The organism is Actinoplanes subtropicus, assembly GCF_000721705.1.
In the GTDB taxonomy this organism is placed as follows: Bacteria; Actinomycetota; Actinomycetes; order Mycobacteriales; family Micromonosporaceae; genus Actinoplanes; species Actinoplanes subtropicus.
This window is the reverse complement of sequence record NZ_JOJL01000004.1, coordinates 361101-377579: the sequence shown is the minus strand read 5'-3', so window position 1 is coordinate 377579 and position 16479 is coordinate 361101. Positions and strand designations below refer to the sequence as shown.

Below are 16479 nucleotides of genomic sequence, written 5' to 3'. Positions count from 1 at the left end.
CGATTCGGCCGCCGACGGTACGGGTGCGGCCGGATTGCGGTTCGGTTAGTCCCGGTTGCCGGGGCGCAACCGGCCGCGGATCCCGTCGATCTGGTCCGCATGACGACCCGCCGTACGCTCATCGCCGCCGCCGGAGCCGCCACCGCCGTCGCCACGATCGGCCCGGCCGAGGCCGCCCACGCCGCCACCGGGCCGGTGCCGGGGCTCGAGGCCGACCCCATCGCCCACCTGCTCCGCCGCGCCACCTTCGGCCCGACCCCCGCCGCCCTCGCCGAGGCCCGCCGGCTGGGCCTGGACGGCTGGCTGAACCGGCAGCTCGACCCGGCGGCGATCGACGACTCCCGGGCCGCCGCCGTACTGACCCGGCTCCCCCTCGCCGGCGCGAGCATCCCGGCCGTACGGTCGGCACTCAAGGCCAACTCCTACGCCGCGTTCGGGCAGCTCGGCCGGGCCGCGATCGTCCGCGCCGCATGGAGCGACCGGCAGTTGTACGAGGTAGTCGTCCAGTTCTGGGCCAATCATCTGCACGTCGCCGCGCCCTCCGGCGGCACCTGGGACAGCCGGCCCGACTACGACGCCCAGGTCCTGCGCAGGTACGCCCTCGGCACGTACGCCGATCTGCTCAAGGCCTCCATGCGCCACCCGGCGATGCTCACCTACCTGGACAACCGCACGTCGACGAAGACCCGGCCCAACGAGAACTACGCCCGCGAGCTGATGGAGCTGCACACGGTCGGACTGATCTACAGCGAGGAGGACGTCCGGCAGGCCGCCCGCCTGCTCACCGGGATGACGGTGGACAAGGACGGCGGGTACGTCTACGACCCGTCCCGGCACGCCGGCGGCCCGGTCAAGGCGCTCGGCTTCGGCCACGCCAACCCGGCCGACGAGTCCGGGCCCCTCGCCTTCTGCGACTACCTGGCCCGGCACCCGGCCACCGCCCAGCGGCTCGCCCGCAAGCTGTGCGTCCGGTTCGTCGCCGACGTGCCGCCGGAGTCGCTGGTCGCCCGGCTCGCCCAGATCTACCTCGACAACGACACCGCCATCGTGCCGGTGCTGCGCGCCCTGTTCACCTCGGCCGAGTTCGCCGGGGCCTTCGGCGGCAAGACGCGCACGCCGTTCGAGGACATGATCGCCACCGTCCGTACGCTCGGATTGGGCCCGGAGACCGCCGGGGTGAAGGCGCTCGACGCGCTCTACAACGCGATGGTCGACGCCGGGAACGCGCCGCTCCGGTGGGACACGCCGGACGGCTTCCCGGATCTCGGGGCGGCCTGGGCCTCGGCGTCCGGCTTCCTCCTGCGCTGCAACTTGCACCTCAACCTGGCCACCGGCTGGTACCCCAGCCAGTTGACCAGGCCGGCGGACCTCCTCCGCTCGCTGGTGCCGAGCCTGCCCACGACGTACGGCGGATTGGTCGATGCTCTTGCGACCCGCCTGACCGGGACCAAGTTGCCGGCCGAGCACACCGCCGCCGTGCTCAGTGTCGCCGGGAAGCTGCCGACCAGTCCTCTGCGCGACAACGACAAGTCCCTCGCGGGCAGCGCGCCGTACCTGATCGCGCTGGTCCTCGACTCGCCGACCTTCCAGCTGAGGTGATCATGAAGTTCCGGGACTGCACCCTCGACCGGCGTACGCTGCTCGGCGCCACGCTCGGCATCGCCGGCGCCACGGTCGCCACCCGGGTCGCCCACGCCGAGCCGGGCTACGCCGGCGACACGCTGGTCGTGGTGTCGCTGCGCGGCGGTTTCGACGGGCTCTCCGCGATCGCCCCGATCGGCGACCCGGACTACTACCGGGCGCGGCCGACGATCGGCCTGCCGAAGAGCCAGGTCATCGCCGGGGACGGCACCTTCGGGCTGCACCCGGCGCTCGCTCCCCTGCTGCCGCACTGGCAGGCGGGCAGGCTCGCCGCCGTGCACGCGGTCGGCCAGGCCAACCCCACCCGCTCGCATTTCGCCGCGATGGAGGCGATGGAGAACGCCGCGCCCGGCACCTCGATCCGCACCGGCTGGCTGGACCGGATGCTCGGCGGCACCGGCGCGACCGGCCCGCTCGCCGGCGTCTCGCTCGGCCACGCCATGCCGGCCCGGCTGCTCGCCGGCCCGGTTCCGGCGCCGTCGATGGCGTCGATCGACAAGTTCACGCTGGCCGGCGACTCCGCCCAGCGCCCGATCGCGGCCGCCTTGAGCCGGATGTACGCGGACGCGCCGGCCGCCCAGGCGATGGCCGCCCTCGCCGCGACCGCCACGCTCCGCGCCGCCCCCTACCAGCCCGCCGCCACCTACCCCGACACCGACCTCGGCGCGGCGCTGCGCGACGTGGCCCGCCTGATCAAGTCGGGGCCCACGCTGGCCGCGGCGGCCGTGGACTGCGGCGACTGGGACATGCACGACGCGCTCGGCACCGCGGTCAAGGGCCAGCGGATGCACGACAACCTCACCGGCCTGGCCGCCGCCCTCGCCGCGTTCGCCGCCGACCTCGGCCCGGCCGGGATGGCCTCGACCACGGTGCTGACGATCAGCGAGTTCGGCCGCCGGGTCGCCGAGAACGCGTCCCGCGGCGCCGACCACGGCCACGGCAACGCCATGCTCCTGCTCGGCGGCGCGGTCCGTGGCGGCCGGGTCCATACGGCCTGGCCCGGCCTCTCCCCCGCCGCGCTGGTCGACGGCGATCTCGCGGTCACCACCGACTACCGCGCGGTGATCGGGGAGATTCTCCAGAAAAGGTGCGGTTTCGGTTCCCTGGACGGAGTGTTTCCGGGCGTCAAGCCGTCCTCGTTCGGGCTGGCCATCTCCCGTTCATGAGGGGTGTTTAGGCTGGCCATTGCTATGGAACCAGCCACCGGGCACATCGTGCTCGACACAGGCGCGGACGACGGGTTCACGTCGCTCCGCCGGCCGGCGCGGCCGCGCGCGGACCGCTACGAGCTGGGCCGGTCGCTGCGCGAGCGCGCCCACCGGTCGGACATGGCGTTCTGGACGCCGCCGGCCGACCGGGCCGACCCGGTCCAGCAGGTGATCGACCAGAACTACGGCCGTCAGCCGTGGCTGGTCCCGATCCGGATCGGCCGGATGATCTCCTCGCCGTACGCGTTCCTGCGCGGCTCGGCGAACGTGATGGCCGACGACTTCGCCGCCCTGCCGGCCACCGGCATCACCCCTGTCATCTGCGGCGACGCCCACCTGGGCAATTTCGGCTTCTACGCCTCCCCCGAGCGGGAGCTGGTCTTCGACCTCAACGACTTCGACGAGGCGCACCCGGGCGCCTGGGAGTGGGACCTGCGCCGGCTCACGGTCAGCGTCTACGTGGCCGGCCGGCAGAACGGGTTCCGCGAGACGGCCTGCGTCGACGCGGTCCGGCACTGCGTCGACGAGTACAAGGAGCAGCTGGCGCACCTGGCCGAGCGGCCGCTGCTGGGCCGCTCGTTCGATCGGCTGGACGTGGAGCGGCTGCGCTCGGCGGCAACCCGGGCCAGCTTCCGCGACGAGATCGAGCGGGCCGCCCGGCGCGCCCGGCGGCGGACCAGCGACCGCGCGCTGCCCCGCTTCACCGAGCGGCGGGACGGCACGTTCAAGCTGGTCGAGGAGCCGCCGCTGATCACCCGGCCGTCGGAGGGCGAGTGGGACGCGCTGGCCGAGGCGCTCGACGGCTACCTGAACACGCTGCCGCCGCACTGGGCGCGGATCCTGGCCGGGTACCGGATCGTCGACATCGCGCACAAGGTGGTCGGCGTCGGGTCGGTGGGCCTGCGGGCGTACGTGGCGCTCTGCGAGGGAAGCAGCCCCGACGACGTCGTGTTCCTGCAGCTGAAGCAGGCCCGCCGCTCGGTGATCGCGGTGCACCAGCACGGCGAGTCGGCCTGGCACCGCCACCAGGGGCAGCGGGTGGTGGAGTACCAGCAGGCGCTGCAGACGGTCAGCGACCCGCTGCTGGGCTGGACCACGGTCGGCGACACCCAGTTCTACGTGCGGCAGTTCCGCGACATGAAGGGCGCGATCCTGGTCGAGGACATCGACGCCGGCGCGCTCGCCGACTACGCCGGGATCTGCGGGTTCCTGCTGGCCAAGTCGCACGCGCGGACCAGCGGCGCGTCGATGATCGCCGGGTACATCGGCGGCAGCGACAAGCTGGCCGACTCGCTGTGCCGGTTCGCCCGTACGTACGCCGACCAGGTGGAGAGCGACCACGCGGCGCTGGTGGCGGCGGTCCACCGGGGCGTGCTGCCGGCGGAGACGGTGGCATGATCTCGCTGTCCCACCCCGCGCTCCTTGCGTTCTGGGCCGAGCGGCACCTGTGCACCCTCACCACGCTGCGCAAAGATGGCTCGCCGCACGTCGTGGCGGTCGGCGCGACCCTCGACCCCGAGGCTCGCCTGTGCCGCGTGATTTCCTCGGCATTTTCCGCCCATGTCCGACATATCCGGAATGGCGGCGAGCGGGTCGCGGTCTGCCAGGTGGACGGCCCGAGGTGGTCCACGATCGAGGGCTTCGCCGTCGTCCGGGAAGATCCCGCGGCGGTGCACGCCGGCGAGCGGTTCTACGCGGCCCGCTACCGCACGCCGCGCCCCAACCCCGAGCGCGTGGTCATCGAGATCAGCGTGACGAAGGTCCTCGGCTCGAGCGCGTTCCGGCAGTAGCGTCGAGGCGTGAGCAGCTTCGAGGCGGATCCGGTCACGACGGAGTTCCTGGACGGGACGCCGGTCGCGTTGGGCGGCCCGCGCGGCTTCCCGGTCACCCGCACCCTGCCCAACCGGCAGCGGCGGATGGTCGGGGCGTGGTGCTTCCTCGACGCGTACGGGCCGCACGAGCTGGGCGATTCGGCGGGCATGCGGGTCGGGCCGCACCCGCACACCGGCCTGCAGACGGTGACCTGGCTGGTGGCGGGCGAGGTCCTGCACCGCGACACGCTGGGCAGCGTTCAGGAGATCCGGCCGGGACAGCTCAACCTGATGACCGCGGGCCGGGGCATCGCCCATTCCGAGGAGACGCCCCGCGAGAATTCGGGCGTGCTGCACGGCGTACAGCTGTGGGTTGCCCTGCCACACGCGGACCGGGACATGCCCGCGGCCTTCGCCCACCACGCGGATCTTCCGATGGCCACCTTCGGCGACGTCACCGCGACCGTCCTGATGGGCACGCTCGGCGAGGCGACGTCACCCGCGCGGATCCACACACCCCTGGTGGGTGCCGAGCTCACCCTGCCTGCCGGGGCTTCCGCCGAGATTCCCCGCAAAACCACGTTTGAGTACGGGATATTGGCGCTCGACGGCGCGCCGGAGGTCGACGGTGCGACGCTGAAACCGGGACCGCTGCTCTATCTGGGGCAGGGACGGTCCACGGTTCACCTCGCCACGTCGTCCCCGGCGAAGGTGCTGCTCCTGGGCGGTGAGCCGTTCGAGGAAAGGCTCGTGATGTGGTGGAACTTCGTCGCCCGCGATCATGACGAGATCGTCCAGATGCGCGCCGACTGGGAGTCGCAAACGCCCCGGTTCGGCGAGGTCCGCGGCTACGACGGCCCGCGGCTGCCGCCCCCGCCGATGCCACTGACCCGCCTGGTGCCGCGCGGCCGCGTCCGCTGACCCGCCCCGCTGCACGCAGCTCAGACCTGTCCGCTCTCCTTCGCTCTCCGCTCCCATTTCGCTCTGCGCACCCTTCACCGCTCTGCGCACCATGACGCACCGCTCAGCGCACCGCCACCGCTCTGCGGACGCACCGCTCTGCGCACCATGACGCACCGCTCAGCACACCCTCCACCGCTCTGCGCACTCGCCACCGCTCTGCGCACCATGACGCACCGCTCAGCACACCCTCCACCGCTCTGCGCGTCATGACGCACCGCTCTGCGCGTCATGACGCACCGCTCAGCACACCCTCCACCGCTCTGCGCACCGTGGCGTGCTGCGTTGCTTCGTCGGGTCCTGGCAGTGGGTGCAGTGCGCGACGCAATCCGCTTGACGCGGTTCGGCGAGCGGCGCATCGTCGATGGATCGGCCGGTGGATGCCGGTCGCGGGGAGCCTCTCGTGAACGTCTGGGATGTGGGGAAACTCGTTCTGATCGTGGCCACGCCCACGCTGCTGGGCGCGGCGGCCGTCTACGCGCCGCGCTGCTGGGAGGCCGCGTCCGGGTACTGGGAGGCGCGCCGGCCGAAACCCCCGCAGCCATACGGGCCGCCGATCGAGCAACTGGCCGCCGACCTGCGCCGGCTGCTGCGCCTGCACGGGGAGTTGACCGCGTCGGCGGTGCTGTCCATGCGCGCGCACCGGCTGTGGGCGGTGGAGGCGCGTCACGCCCGGCCGACTCGTCGCGTCACGCCCGGCCGACTCGTCGCGTCACGCCCGGCCGACTCGTCGCGTCACGCCCGGCCGACTCGTCGCGTCGCGCCCGGCCGACTCGTCGCGTCGCGCCCGGCCGACTCGTCGCGTCACGCCCGGCCGACTCGTCGTGTCGCGCCCGGTCGACTCGTCGTGTCGCGCCCGGTCGACTCGTCGTGTCGCGCCCGGCCGACTCGTCGCGTCACGCCCGGCCGACTCGTCGCGTCACGCCCGGCCGACTCGTCGCGTCACGCCCGGCCGACTCGTCGCGTCACGCCCGACCCACTCTCGCTTCGCGCCCGGGGCCACGCGAAACGGCGACGGTGTGCACCCCGCCGCCGTTCCTCACCCGGTTCGCGCCGCCATGTGACCTCGCACGAGACCTGGGGGGCAAGCCGTGCGAGGGCTTCTGGGGTGTGGCGCGAGGGCGGCCGCGAAGTACGGGGGCGGCGGCCGCCGGCCGGGGGATCGATGGTCTCCAGAGTCCATTTCTCGGAGCCCTGGGACCTGGTGTCCCGGGCGCTCCTCCACGGTGACATCCCTTAGCACCTTGATCCGTATGAAGCGAGAGTGGCGTTCGCCACCCTCCGGAAACCGGCCGGTAACATCGTGATCACCCGATCGGGGCCGTCATCAATTCGTGGGGATCCTCAATACGGGTTTAAGAGTTTCTTAAGTCGCCATTTCGGCACATCGTGACGCGGGGTCAATCAATGCCGACTATCCGTACCGGCCGCCGAGGCGCTTGAACTGTTCGACATGGCCATACGTACTCTGCCGTGAGGAAACACACGCGGCCCGCGCGACGGGCGCGCCGACTCTCGGTCACCACGCGGCCACCCGCCCCGGTGACGCGCTCACGAGGGTGCTGGCGTACGTCGCAAAAGCGTGGTTAACCTTCCACATCCACCGGATGGGAGGGGGAGTCCCGCCGGGCCGGATGGGGAGGTTCGATCTTGGCGAGAGCGGGGGGCACGATGCGGCACTGGGGCGGACGAGGCACCCCCGATCGCCGCCTGCCCACCCGCGGGGCCGCCGCATGAGCTACGAGGACGACGAATACTGGGACGAGGAATACTCTGAGTATTCCATCATGCCCAATACGGCGGTCGTTCAAGAGCGCCAATACACGAAGCGAACCGCGCCCGACCCGGTGATTCCCACCCGGCGCCCCGGAAACGGTGGCGAGCCGGTCGACGAGCTGGCCGCCCGCCGGCAGCGACGTGCCGCGGGCAACACCCCGTCCGTGCCGCGCAAGCCGCAGGGCCCCTTCGACGGGCAGCGGCCCAGCTGGCTGGACGACCCCGACTTCGCCCCGGTGGACACCTCGGTGCCCAACCTGGCCGGCGACCTGGCCGACGTCGACCTGAACCGGCCCGAGCTCGGCGCCGACTTCGACGCGCCGGACTTCCCGATGAGCAGCACCGGCGACATGGGTGGCCGGCGCGACGACCGGTTCGGCTCCTTCAAGGACGACATCGACGAGCCGTTCGACCACCGCGACCTCGAGGCGTACGGGCACGGCCCGCAGACGACCACCCGGGCCGGCGCCGAGGAGCCGAAGCCGCAGCGCAAGGGGTGGCTGCGGCGCAAGCAGGCGCAGGAGGCGGCGGAGGCCGACAAGCGCGGCGGCAAGAAGAAGGGTCGCGGCGCGGTGGCGCAGCCCGAGCCGCCGGATCTCCAGAGTGGGCCGGATGCGCGGCTGGCGGCGCCGGGCCGTGCGGCCGCTCAGCGTGGGGGGCAGCCTGGGCAGCATGTCCCTGGTCAGCAGCAGCCGGGGCAGCATGCGCCGGGCCAGCAGCAGCCGGGGCAGCATGCGCCGGGCCAGCAGCAGCCCGGGCAGCATGCGCCTGGCCAGCACACGCCCGGTCAGCATGCACCGCAGACCGGGGCCGTTCCTCGTGGCGGAGACCCGCGCGGTGGCGATCCTCGTGGCAGCGATCCGCGCGGTGGCGATCCGCGCGGTGGCCAGGCCGGGCGGGACATGGCCGCGCGCGCCGGCCAACTGGAGCGCGACGCGGATCAGCGTGGTGCGGATACCCGAGGCGGCGACCAGCGCGGTGGGCGGCCGGACGCGGGCCGGGGCGCCGGGCCGCGGGATGGACAAATGGGGCGTGGTGGTCCCCGGGTCGCCCAGGTCGGGCCGGGACCGGCGGGGGCCGACCCGCGTGGCGCCCGGCCGGGTGCCGGCGTCGAGCCCGGCCGGCGCGAGGACGAGCCCGCCGCGAGCGGGCGCGCCCGGGTGCCCGAGTCGCGTGCGGAGGATCTCTACCGTCGCCCCGACGACCAGCGTGGACGGCGACCCGACGACCGGCGCCCGGCCGGCGACGGTCCGCGGTGGACGGAGGCTGCCGGCGGACGCCGCGTCGACGAGAGCATCGACCCGCGCCGCTCCGACAGCGGCCAGCGGTGGGCCGAGGCTTCCGGCCGCCGCGTCGACGAGAGCATCGACCCCTGGCGCTCGGACAGCGGCCGGCGCTGGGCCGAGGGTCCCGGCCGCCGCCGCGTCGACGAGAGCATCGACCCGCGCCGCTCCGACAGCGGGCAGCGCTGGGCCGAGGAAAGCGGTCAGCGGTGGGCCGCGGAGGGTGACCCGCGGTGGGCCGAGGCGGGTCCGGAGCGAGGTCGGCCCGCGCCGGCGGCGGACGGTCGTTCGCGCGGCCGCCGCCCGGTCGACGCCGAGCTGGACATCACCGAAACCCGGATGCGGCGCCCGGCGAGCGGGCCGGACCCGCGCGGCCGCCGCTCCCGCGACGAGTTGGAGACCACCGACCCGCGCCAGCAGCGCCCGGTCGGCGACCCGCGCACCCGTCGCGCCGACCCGGCCGCCTGGTCGGACTCGCCCCGCCCGACCGGCCGCACGGCCTTCTGGGACCCGGACGCCGACGAGCGGTCGGCCGGACGCGCCGCCGGCTTCGTCGAATACGACGAGCGCCCGGCCCGCCGCGACCGGCGAGCGGACGCGCCGCCGGTCGCCCCGGTCGGCGACTACGAGCAGGACTACCGCCCGGTCGGCGGCAGCGGTTGGTCCGAGGACGAGCCGCGCGGTCGGCGCGATGTCCGCCCCGGCGAGCAGGTCTCCTGGGCCGGCGGCCCGGGCTGGGAGGACGACCGCGAGCGGGTCACTACCTGGGACATCGAGGGCGAGGCCGTCTGGAACGACGACCCGGCCGCCGCGGCCTCGGCCGGCACCGACCGCCGCTCGCAGCCGGACGCCGATCGCCGCTCGCAGCCAGATGCGGATCGCCGCTCGCAGCCAGACGCGGATCGCCGCTCGCAGCCGGACGCGGATCGCCGCCTGCAGCCGGACGCGGATCGCCGCTCGCAGCCAGACGCGGATCGCCGCCTGCAGCCGGACGCGGATCGCCGCCTGCAGCCGGACGCGGATCGCCGCCTGCAGCCGGAGGCCGAGCGCTCCCAGCCCGACACCCCGGGCCAGGACGAGGACGACCGCACGGACGGCGAGGGCCCGCGCGTCCTCAGCAAGGCGCCCCCGCCCACCCCGGCCCGGGTGATCAGCCGCGAGGAGCCGCCGCCGACCCCGCGCGTGGTCAAGAAGGCCGAGCCCGGCGCCGCGCCCCGAGTGGTCGGCACGAACCCGGCCGTCCCCGCCGCGCGCGTGGTCACCCCGCCCCCGGTCACCCCGAACCCGGTCACGCCGCCCGCCCAGACGCCGCCCGCCCAGACGCCGACGGCTCAGCCGCCGGCGAGCCAGCCACCGATGGCCCCGGCGGCCGCCACGGGACCGCAGTCCCCGCCCGTCCAGCGACCGCCGCACGAAACCGGCACCCGCACGCCGGCGCCGCACGAAACCGGCACCCGCACGCCGGCGCCGCACGAAACCGGCACCCGCACGCCGGCACCGCAGGTGGGCGGATCGCCGCACGAGACCGGCACGCGCATGCCGGCGCCGCACGAGACCGGCACTCGCACGCCCGCACCCGGCGAGACCGGCACCCGCATGCCAGCCCCGCAGGTGGGCGGGTCGTCGTCCGAGACCGGCTCCCGCCTGGTGCGCCCGCTGCAGCCTGGCGAGACCGGATCCCGCCTGGTCCGGCCACAGCATCCCGGCGAGACCGGGTCCCGGCTGATGCGTCCGCAACAGCCCGGCGAAACCGGATCCCGCCTGGTCCGGCCACAGCAGCCCGGGGACACCGGGACCCGGCTGGGTGTGCCCGGCGAGCCGGGCGCAGCCGAGCAGGGCGTCTCGGAAACCGGTTCGCGGCTCGGCTACCCGGACGGCCGGCCGCGGCGCAGCCCGCGCACCGCGCACGTCATGCTCACCGAGGGCGACGGCCCGTGGTCGATGGTCCCGGACGAGGCGCCGCCTGCGGCCACGCCGTCCAGCGGCCTGTCCCGCCCGATGTCGCCGAACCTCCAGTCCAGCCCGGCGCAGTCCAGCCCGGCGCAGTCCAGCCCGGCGCAGTCCAGCCCGGCGCAGTCCAGCCCGGCGCAGTCCAGCCCGGCGCAATGCCGCCGGCGAGCGTGCCGCCGGCCGGCACGCGGCCCGGTGCGGTGCCGCCCGCGAGCGTGCCGCCGGCTGCCGCGCGCCCGACGGCTCCGTCGCCGGCGTCGCCGCAGCCGAACGTTGCGCGGCCGGCCGCGTCCGCGGGTGTGCCGGTGGTGCCGGGGTCGGTGCCTCGGGTGCCCGGGCAGGCCACGGGTGTGCCGGTTTCGCCGGCGTCCGGGCGGCCGACCGTTCCCGCCGAGATGCCGCAGGCCGGTCGACGGCAGGCAGCCGAGTCCGCTCCGCAGACGCAGCCGATGAGCCCGTGGCCGATGAGCCCGGCGGCGGCCGCGACCCCGTCGTCACCGGCACCCGTCGAGCCGGCGGCCTCCGCGCCGACCGGGCCGGCGTCGGCCGCCCGCGCGCTGATCGACCAGCGCCGGGGCCCCTCCGCGTCTACCGACCAGCGCCAGGGCCCGTCCGCCGGCGGCGATCAGCAGCCAGGCCCGTCGGCTTACGGCGACCAGCGCCCGGGCCCGTCCACGCCCGTCGATCAGCGCCCGCGCCCGGGCTCGTCCGCGGGCGGCGATGCGGCTGCCAGTGGGCCGCCAGCGGGCCGACCGACGTCGCTCGCCTCGGCAGGGGTTGCTGTGCCGATGCAGCGGCCGCCGGCCGATGGGCGGCACGGCGCTCCGGGGCAGGACGAACCAGCCGCCCCGGCGGCACGGGCCGACACCCGGGCCGAGCAGCGGCCGGGCGCGCACGCCGCGCCGTACATGGATGCGGACGGCACCCTGCACAACCTGCGGCCGATCGCGCGGCTCGAGGTCTCCGGGCCGGATCCGGAACCGAAGCGGACGGCGGACACCGAGTTCGGCGGGAAGTGGTTCACGGCGCCCAAGGAGGAGCCGGCCGAGAAGACCAAGGACGCCGCAGCCGACACGACGACCGCAAGCGAGACGAGGGCCGCCGCCAGGACCACGGCAGCGGCCGAGACGAGCACGGCGGACAGGACGACGGCGGCGGACAGCACGACCGCGGCGGCCGAGAAGACCACCGCGGACGGGACGGCGGCGGCGGTCGAGAAGACCACGGCGGGCGAGAACGGACTGGTCCTCAACCTGGACCTGGCCGGCCTGTTGAACGGCGTCGCGATCGAGACCGAGCCGGACGCCGCGGAGGAGACGCCGGCCCACCAGCCCGCAACCACCGAGCGCGGCGCCGCATCAGGCACCACTGGAACGGATCACCCGGAAACCGGCGAGGCGCGCGAAAAGAGCGGCCCCGAGCGTACGGCAAACGGGTTGGAAAGCCGCAATCGGGCGCCGGACGCCGCCGCCGTGCGGGCCGAGGTCGCCGGGCGGATGGCGGCGCTGTCGCTGATCCCGGGGCCGGAGCCGGTGTTCGACCAGGATGCGGCCGAGCCGAAGAAGCCCCCGGCGGCCCTGGCGGCGGCCGACCTGGACGCGATCCGGTGGCGGCTCGACGGCGGGACGCTACGCGAGGTGGTCGACGACAAGGACGCGCTGCGCGAGCTGGGTGAACGGCTCGACGGGCCGCTCGCCGACGAGGTCGACAACGTGGCCAAGGCGGGGCTGCTCAGCGTGCGGGCGGAGGTCTACCGGCTGCTCGGCGAGCTGGGCATGGCGGCGGCCGCGAGCCGGCTCGCGCTCGCCCATGCCGAGTCGGCGCGGCATCTGCAGTCGGTCGTGATCGCGCAGGCGGAGCTGGCGCACATCCTGCGGCTGCGCGGGGACTTCACCGAGGCGGACCGGCTGTTCGCGAGGGCGGCGGCCGCCCGGGTGCCGGAGTCGCTGCGCAGCGTGGTGCACGAGAACGCCGGGCGGTGCTGCTTCGACCAGGGCCGGCACATGGAGGCGCTGGACCACTTCGCGCAGGCGGTACGGCTGGGCCGGCCGGACGACCAGGAGCTGGCCGAGCGGATCGGGGTCTGCCTGGAGGCCGTCTACATCCACGTGCTGCGGGACGGCTGGGGGCCGTACCCGCGCGAGCCGCGGGCGATCCTGCCGCCGGAGAAATCCGCGAAGCCGGAGAAGCCGGACGCGTTTGACGAGGACACCGCCGAGCAGCGGGTGGTCAGACCCCGCTGACCGAGTGTGCCGGCAGGTGATCGACGTTGTGTCGCGGCGCCGGCGGGTGGGCGATCGCGGTACGTCCGCGGCCGCCCTCCTTGGCCTCGTAGAGCGCCGCGTCCGACGCCGCCCCGAGCTCGACCGCGCTGCCCGCGTGGTCGGGCAGCAGCGCCACCCCGATGCTCAGGCCGGGCGGCCCGCCGGGCAGCGTCGCGATCTCGGCGACCGTGGCCCGCACCTCGTCGGCGGCCCGCCGGGCGCCGAGCCGGTCGGTCCGCAGCAGCACCACGAACTCGTCCCCGCCGAGCCGGCCGACCACGTCGTCGTCGCCGCTCGCCACCCGGCGCAGCGCCTCGGCGACCTGCTGCAGCGCCTGGTCGCCGACGCCGTGGCCCCAGGTGTCATTGATCTTCTTGAAGTGGTCGATGTCCAGCGTCAGCAGCGCGATCGACTCCCCCGTGCGGTGCGCCGACTCGACCGCGCGGGCCAGTTCGCCGTCGAACGAGCGCCGGTTCGCCACGCCGGTGAGCGGATCGGCGTACGCCTGGGTCTCCAGCACCTCCCGCAACCGTTCGTTACGTCCCCGCAGTGACCAGACGACCACCGCGGTCAGCATCATCGCCACGGTGAGCGACGCCCAGTCGCTGAGGCCCCGGTCGGCGCCGAGGACCGTGAAGACCACCAGCCCGTCGCCGGCCGAGACCAGCGCGAGTGTCAGGTAGTTGACCAGGCGGCTCAGGAAGTTCGCGGCATACAGCACCGGCCACAGGTAGAACAGCTGCGCGCCGGTGCTGGCGTCGTCGGTGCCCAGGTTGAGCGCGGTGACCAGGCCGATCCCGAAGAACGGCGCGAGCAGCCAGGACATGCTCGGCACGCGGTCCGGGCGCCAGCGGCAGGCCGCGCCCGCGCCGGTCAGCAGGAAGGTCAGCGCCACGAAGGTGAGCACCCCGGGCACCGTGCGCCTGGTCGGCAGGATCACCCCGGTCAGGAACATGAACGGCCCGGAGCCCATCAGCAGGTACGCGACGGAACGGGACGCGCCCGCCTCGTCACGCAACCGGTACCGCACTTGCCGCCTCCTCGTGTCGGACAGACCTTCGGTTGCGGCGGCATGCATCTGAGCTTTCTAGACGGGTTCCGTTACCGGTTCCGGGCGGCTTTCCGGGCGGCGCTGGCCGGCCATCGTCACCCCGGCGCTGGCCAGCGTCACCAGCAGCAGCGCGACCACCTGGACGGCGGCCAGCCGCTGGCCGAGCACGAGCAGCCCGGCGATCGCGGCGGCGGCCGGCTCGACGCTCATCAGGATGCCGAAGACCCGGGTCGGGATGCGGCGCAGCGCGGTGATCTCCAGCCCGTACGAGACGACCGAGGAGAGCAGGGCGACCGCCACCCCGCCGATCAGCAGCGCCGGGCGGCCGGCCACCGCGCTCGCCCCGGACCAGCCGAACGGCAGCACCAGCAGGGCGGCGACGGCGAGCGACACGGCCAGGCCGCCGGTGCCCGGCACCAGGCCGCCGAGCCGGGCGCTGCACACGATGTACCCGGCCCAGCAGAGGCCGGCCACGAACGCGAGGGCGAGGCCGCCGATCGGGGCCGAGCCGCCGCCGGCCATGCCGAGCATCGCCACCCCGGCCGCGGCGAGCAGCGCCCAGAGCACGTCGAGCACCCGCCGGGTCTGCACCAGCGCGAGCAGCAGCGGCCCGAGGAACTCGACGGTGACCGCGATGCCGAGCGGGACCGTCCGCAGGGAGAGATAGAAGATCAGATTCATCGCGCCCATGACCACGCCGAGCATGGCGGCGGCCCGCCAGGCCGCGCCGGACCAGTCGCGCAGCCGGGGCCGGGCGACGACCGCGATCACCACCGCCGCGACGGCCAGCCGCACCAGGGTCACGCCGGCCGCGCCGAGGTCGTCGAAGAGCGTCCGCGCCACGGCGCTGCCGACCTGCACCGAGGTAATCGACGCCAGCACCAGCAGGGGCGCGGGCAACTCGAACCGTCTCATGTCCCCGAGTCTCCGGCGTCGGTAAGGAGCGGTGGGCGGGGGCACCCGTTGAGGTGCTCCCGCTCACCTTCCTACTCCGGGGGTACGACAGTTCTCGGGTCGACGACCTCGCCGATCACCGTCGGCGGCTCGGACCAGGCCGCCCGCCGCCCGGCCACCGGCAGCCCCCAGGTGACCTCCGGGGCGTCCCGCTCGGGGGCCGCGTGCCGGCCCTCGGACGGGTCGTACCCCGCGGTCCGCGGTGGCGGCGGCCACCCGCCCGGCCGTGGGCTCATCGCCGCCGCCGCGCCGTACGCCCGTACGTCCGGACGCCCGGTCACGATCGCCAGCGGCTCCGTCGGCTCGGCCACCACCGGCGTCTCCGCCTGGAACGCCCGCGGCCCGGTCGGCCACAGCTGCGGCGACCGCTTCGCCGCCAGGTCCTCGGCCCAGCCGAAGAGCAGCACCGCGAGCAGCGTCAGCACCAGCGCCACGGCCAGGTCGACCCCGGCACCGAGCTTGCCGTCCAGGTCGTCGAGCGCGACGAAGGTGAGCAGCGGCCACACCGCGTCGATCGCGATGTTGTGCCACAGGTAGACGGTGACCGCCCGGGCGTTCAGCAGCGTCACCAGCTTGTCCAGCGGCCGCACCCGGGCCAGCCAGGTCATCGACGGCTGCCAGCGCAGCACGATCAGCACGAACGCGATCGACCAGAGCGCCTGCGACTCGGAGACGTCGTTGAGGTCCCACGGGTCGTCGCCCTGGTGCCCGTTGAGGTAGTACATCGCCGCCGCGCCGAGCACGATCGCGATCGGGTAGGCCACGTAGATCGGCAGCCGCTGCAGCCGCCCGTCCCGGTGCGCGAAGCCGGCGACCCAGCACGCCCCGAAGGTGACGAAGTCCCACAGCGCCGCGTCGGCCGTGTCCGGCAGGGTCAGCCCGGTCATGTCGAGCACCACGATCAGCGCGAGCGGCAGCGCGACCGCGGCCCAGCCGATCTTCTTGTACAGCGCGTACAGGAACGGCGAGAGCAGGATGAACCAGAGATAGGCGCGGATGTACCAGAGCGGCTCCCAGGCGTCGACCGCCGCGTCGCTGCCGGGCGGGTCGCCGACCGGGAAGATCCAGAACAGCAGCCGGGGAATGCTGAACGGGTGCTGGCCGCCGGACTCGTGCTGCCAGCCGATGACCAGCATGACCGGCACCGCGAGCAGGCCGAGCAGCCACAGCGGCGGCAGCAGCCGGCGCAGCCGGGAGAAGACGACCTTCTTGCCGGGCCGCTTCTCCAGCGAGGCGGCGGTGAGCGAGCCGGCCAGGGCGAACATGATACCCATCGCCGGGAGCACGATGGACAGCCAGGGCCAGCCGAACAGGTGGTAGACGATCACCCGGACGATCGCCGCGGCACGGAGGAGGTCCAGGTAACGATTTCGCACCGAGGCACCGTACTGGCGGATCCGGGCGTTCCGGGACCGTCCGGGCGGTCGGCAAGAACGCCCCGCCGTCTTACCCCAAAGGAATGAACTGTCCGGTTTGTCGGTGCGATTGTGCGACGTTCGTGCCCTCGGCTCGGCGCGGTCTCGTTGATCCCTGCCGAGGAGGCGCCGCGGAAACGCCGGGCGCCCACGACGAGACAGGGAT

Annotated in this window: 10 protein-coding genes; 7 read left to right on the top strand and 3 right to left on the bottom strand. The window is 74.4% G+C overall.

Translation table 11 applies throughout. The features are described from left to right. Positions 1–99 precede the first annotated feature (99 nt). The 7 genes from IH26_RS0107505 (at position 100) to IH26_RS57720 (ending at position 12872) form a co-directional block, all read left to right on the top strand. Positions 100–1599, top strand: coding sequence for a DUF1800 domain-containing protein (locus IH26_RS0107505; protein WP_030435383.1), 1500 nt, complete (start codon positions 100–102; stop codon positions 1597–1599). A gap of 2 nt (positions 1600–1601) precedes the next feature. Beyond that, positions 1602–2807, top strand: coding sequence for a DUF1501 domain-containing protein (locus IH26_RS0107500; protein ID WP_030435382.1), 1206 nt, complete (start codon positions 1602–1604; stop codon positions 2805–2807). Between the two features lie 24 nt (positions 2808–2831). Beyond that, the gene (locus tag IH26_RS0107495) at positions 2832–4247 is read left to right on the top strand and encodes a DUF2252 domain-containing protein (RefSeq protein WP_030435381.1); all 1416 of its coding nucleotides are present in this window, start codon (positions 2832–2834) and stop codon (positions 4245–4247) included. After that, entirely contained in the window at positions 4244–4639 is a 396-nt protein-coding gene (locus IH26_RS0107490; RefSeq protein ID WP_030435380.1) for a TIGR03618 family F420-dependent PPOX class oxidoreductase, read from the top strand. The genes IH26_RS0107495 and IH26_RS0107490 overlap by 4 nt, the downstream gene beginning before the upstream one ends. 9 nt (positions 4640–4648) lie before the next feature. Beyond that, complete coding sequence (locus IH26_RS0107485; protein WP_030435379.1) at positions 4649–5581, top strand: pirin family protein; 933 nt, start codon at positions 4649–4651, stop codon at positions 5579–5581. A 1772-nt stretch (positions 5582–7353) separates the two neighbouring features. Next, positions 7354–11082 carry a hypothetical protein gene (locus IH26_RS0107480; protein ID WP_030435378.1) on the top strand — a complete coding sequence of 1243 codons (3729 nt, stop codon included), beginning with the start codon at positions 7354–7356 and terminating at the stop codon, positions 11080–11082. Positions 11083–11417: 335 nt separating this feature from the next. Continuing rightward, positions 11418–12872 carry a tetratricopeptide repeat protein gene (locus tag IH26_RS57720; protein ID WP_245665033.1) on the top strand — a complete coding sequence of 485 codons (1455 nt, stop codon included), beginning with the start codon at positions 11418–11420 and terminating at the stop codon, positions 12870–12872. Here IH26_RS57720 and IH26_RS0107470 read toward each other — a convergent pair. The 3 genes from IH26_RS0107470 to IH26_RS0107460 form a co-directional block, all read right to left on the bottom strand. Further along, positions 12859–13923: a GGDEF domain-containing protein gene (locus IH26_RS0107470; RefSeq protein ID WP_030435376.1), complete on the bottom strand. Its 1065-nt coding sequence runs from the start codon at positions 13921–13923 to the stop codon at positions 12859–12861. The two genes, IH26_RS57720 and IH26_RS0107470, sit on opposite strands and share 14 nt — an antisense overlap. Positions 13924–13980: 57 nt before the next feature. Beyond that, a complete protein-coding gene (locus tag IH26_RS0107465) occupies positions 13981–14859 on the bottom strand; it encodes an EamA family transporter (RefSeq protein ID WP_034213975.1) in 879 nt (292 codons plus the stop codon). Positions 14860–14930: 71 nt separating this feature from the next. Then, a complete protein-coding gene (locus IH26_RS0107460; protein WP_030435374.1) occupies positions 14931–16274 on the bottom strand; it encodes an acyltransferase family protein in 1344 nt (447 codons plus the stop codon). Positions 16275–16479: the final 205 nt, after the last annotated feature.

Bases quoted from the DNA above. Each gene is read 5' to 3' on its own strand.
- IH26_RS0107505 (WP_030435383.1), top strand. From the start codon at position 100: ATGACGACCCGCCGTACGCTCATCGCCGCCGCCGGAGCCGCCACCGCC.
- IH26_RS0107465 (WP_034213975.1), bottom strand. From the start codon at position 14,859: ATGAGACGGTTCGAGTTGCCCGCGCCCCTGCTGGTGCTGGCGTCGATT.
- IH26_RS0107480 (WP_030435378.1), top strand. From the start codon at position 7,354: ATGAGCTACGAGGACGACGAATACTGGGACGAGGAATACTCTGAGTAT.
- IH26_RS0107500 (WP_030435382.1), top strand. From the start codon at position 1,602: ATGAAGTTCCGGGACTGCACCCTCGACCGGCGTACGCTGCTCGGCGCC.
- IH26_RS0107490 (WP_030435380.1), top strand. From the start codon at position 4,244: ATGATCTCGCTGTCCCACCCCGCGCTCCTTGCGTTCTGGGCCGAGCGG.
- IH26_RS0107495 (WP_030435381.1), top strand. From the start codon at position 2,832: ATGGAACCAGCCACCGGGCACATCGTGCTCGACACAGGCGCGGACGAC.
- IH26_RS57720 (WP_245665033.1), top strand. From the start codon at position 11,418: ATGCAGCGGCCGCCGGCCGATGGGCGGCACGGCGCTCCGGGGCAGGAC.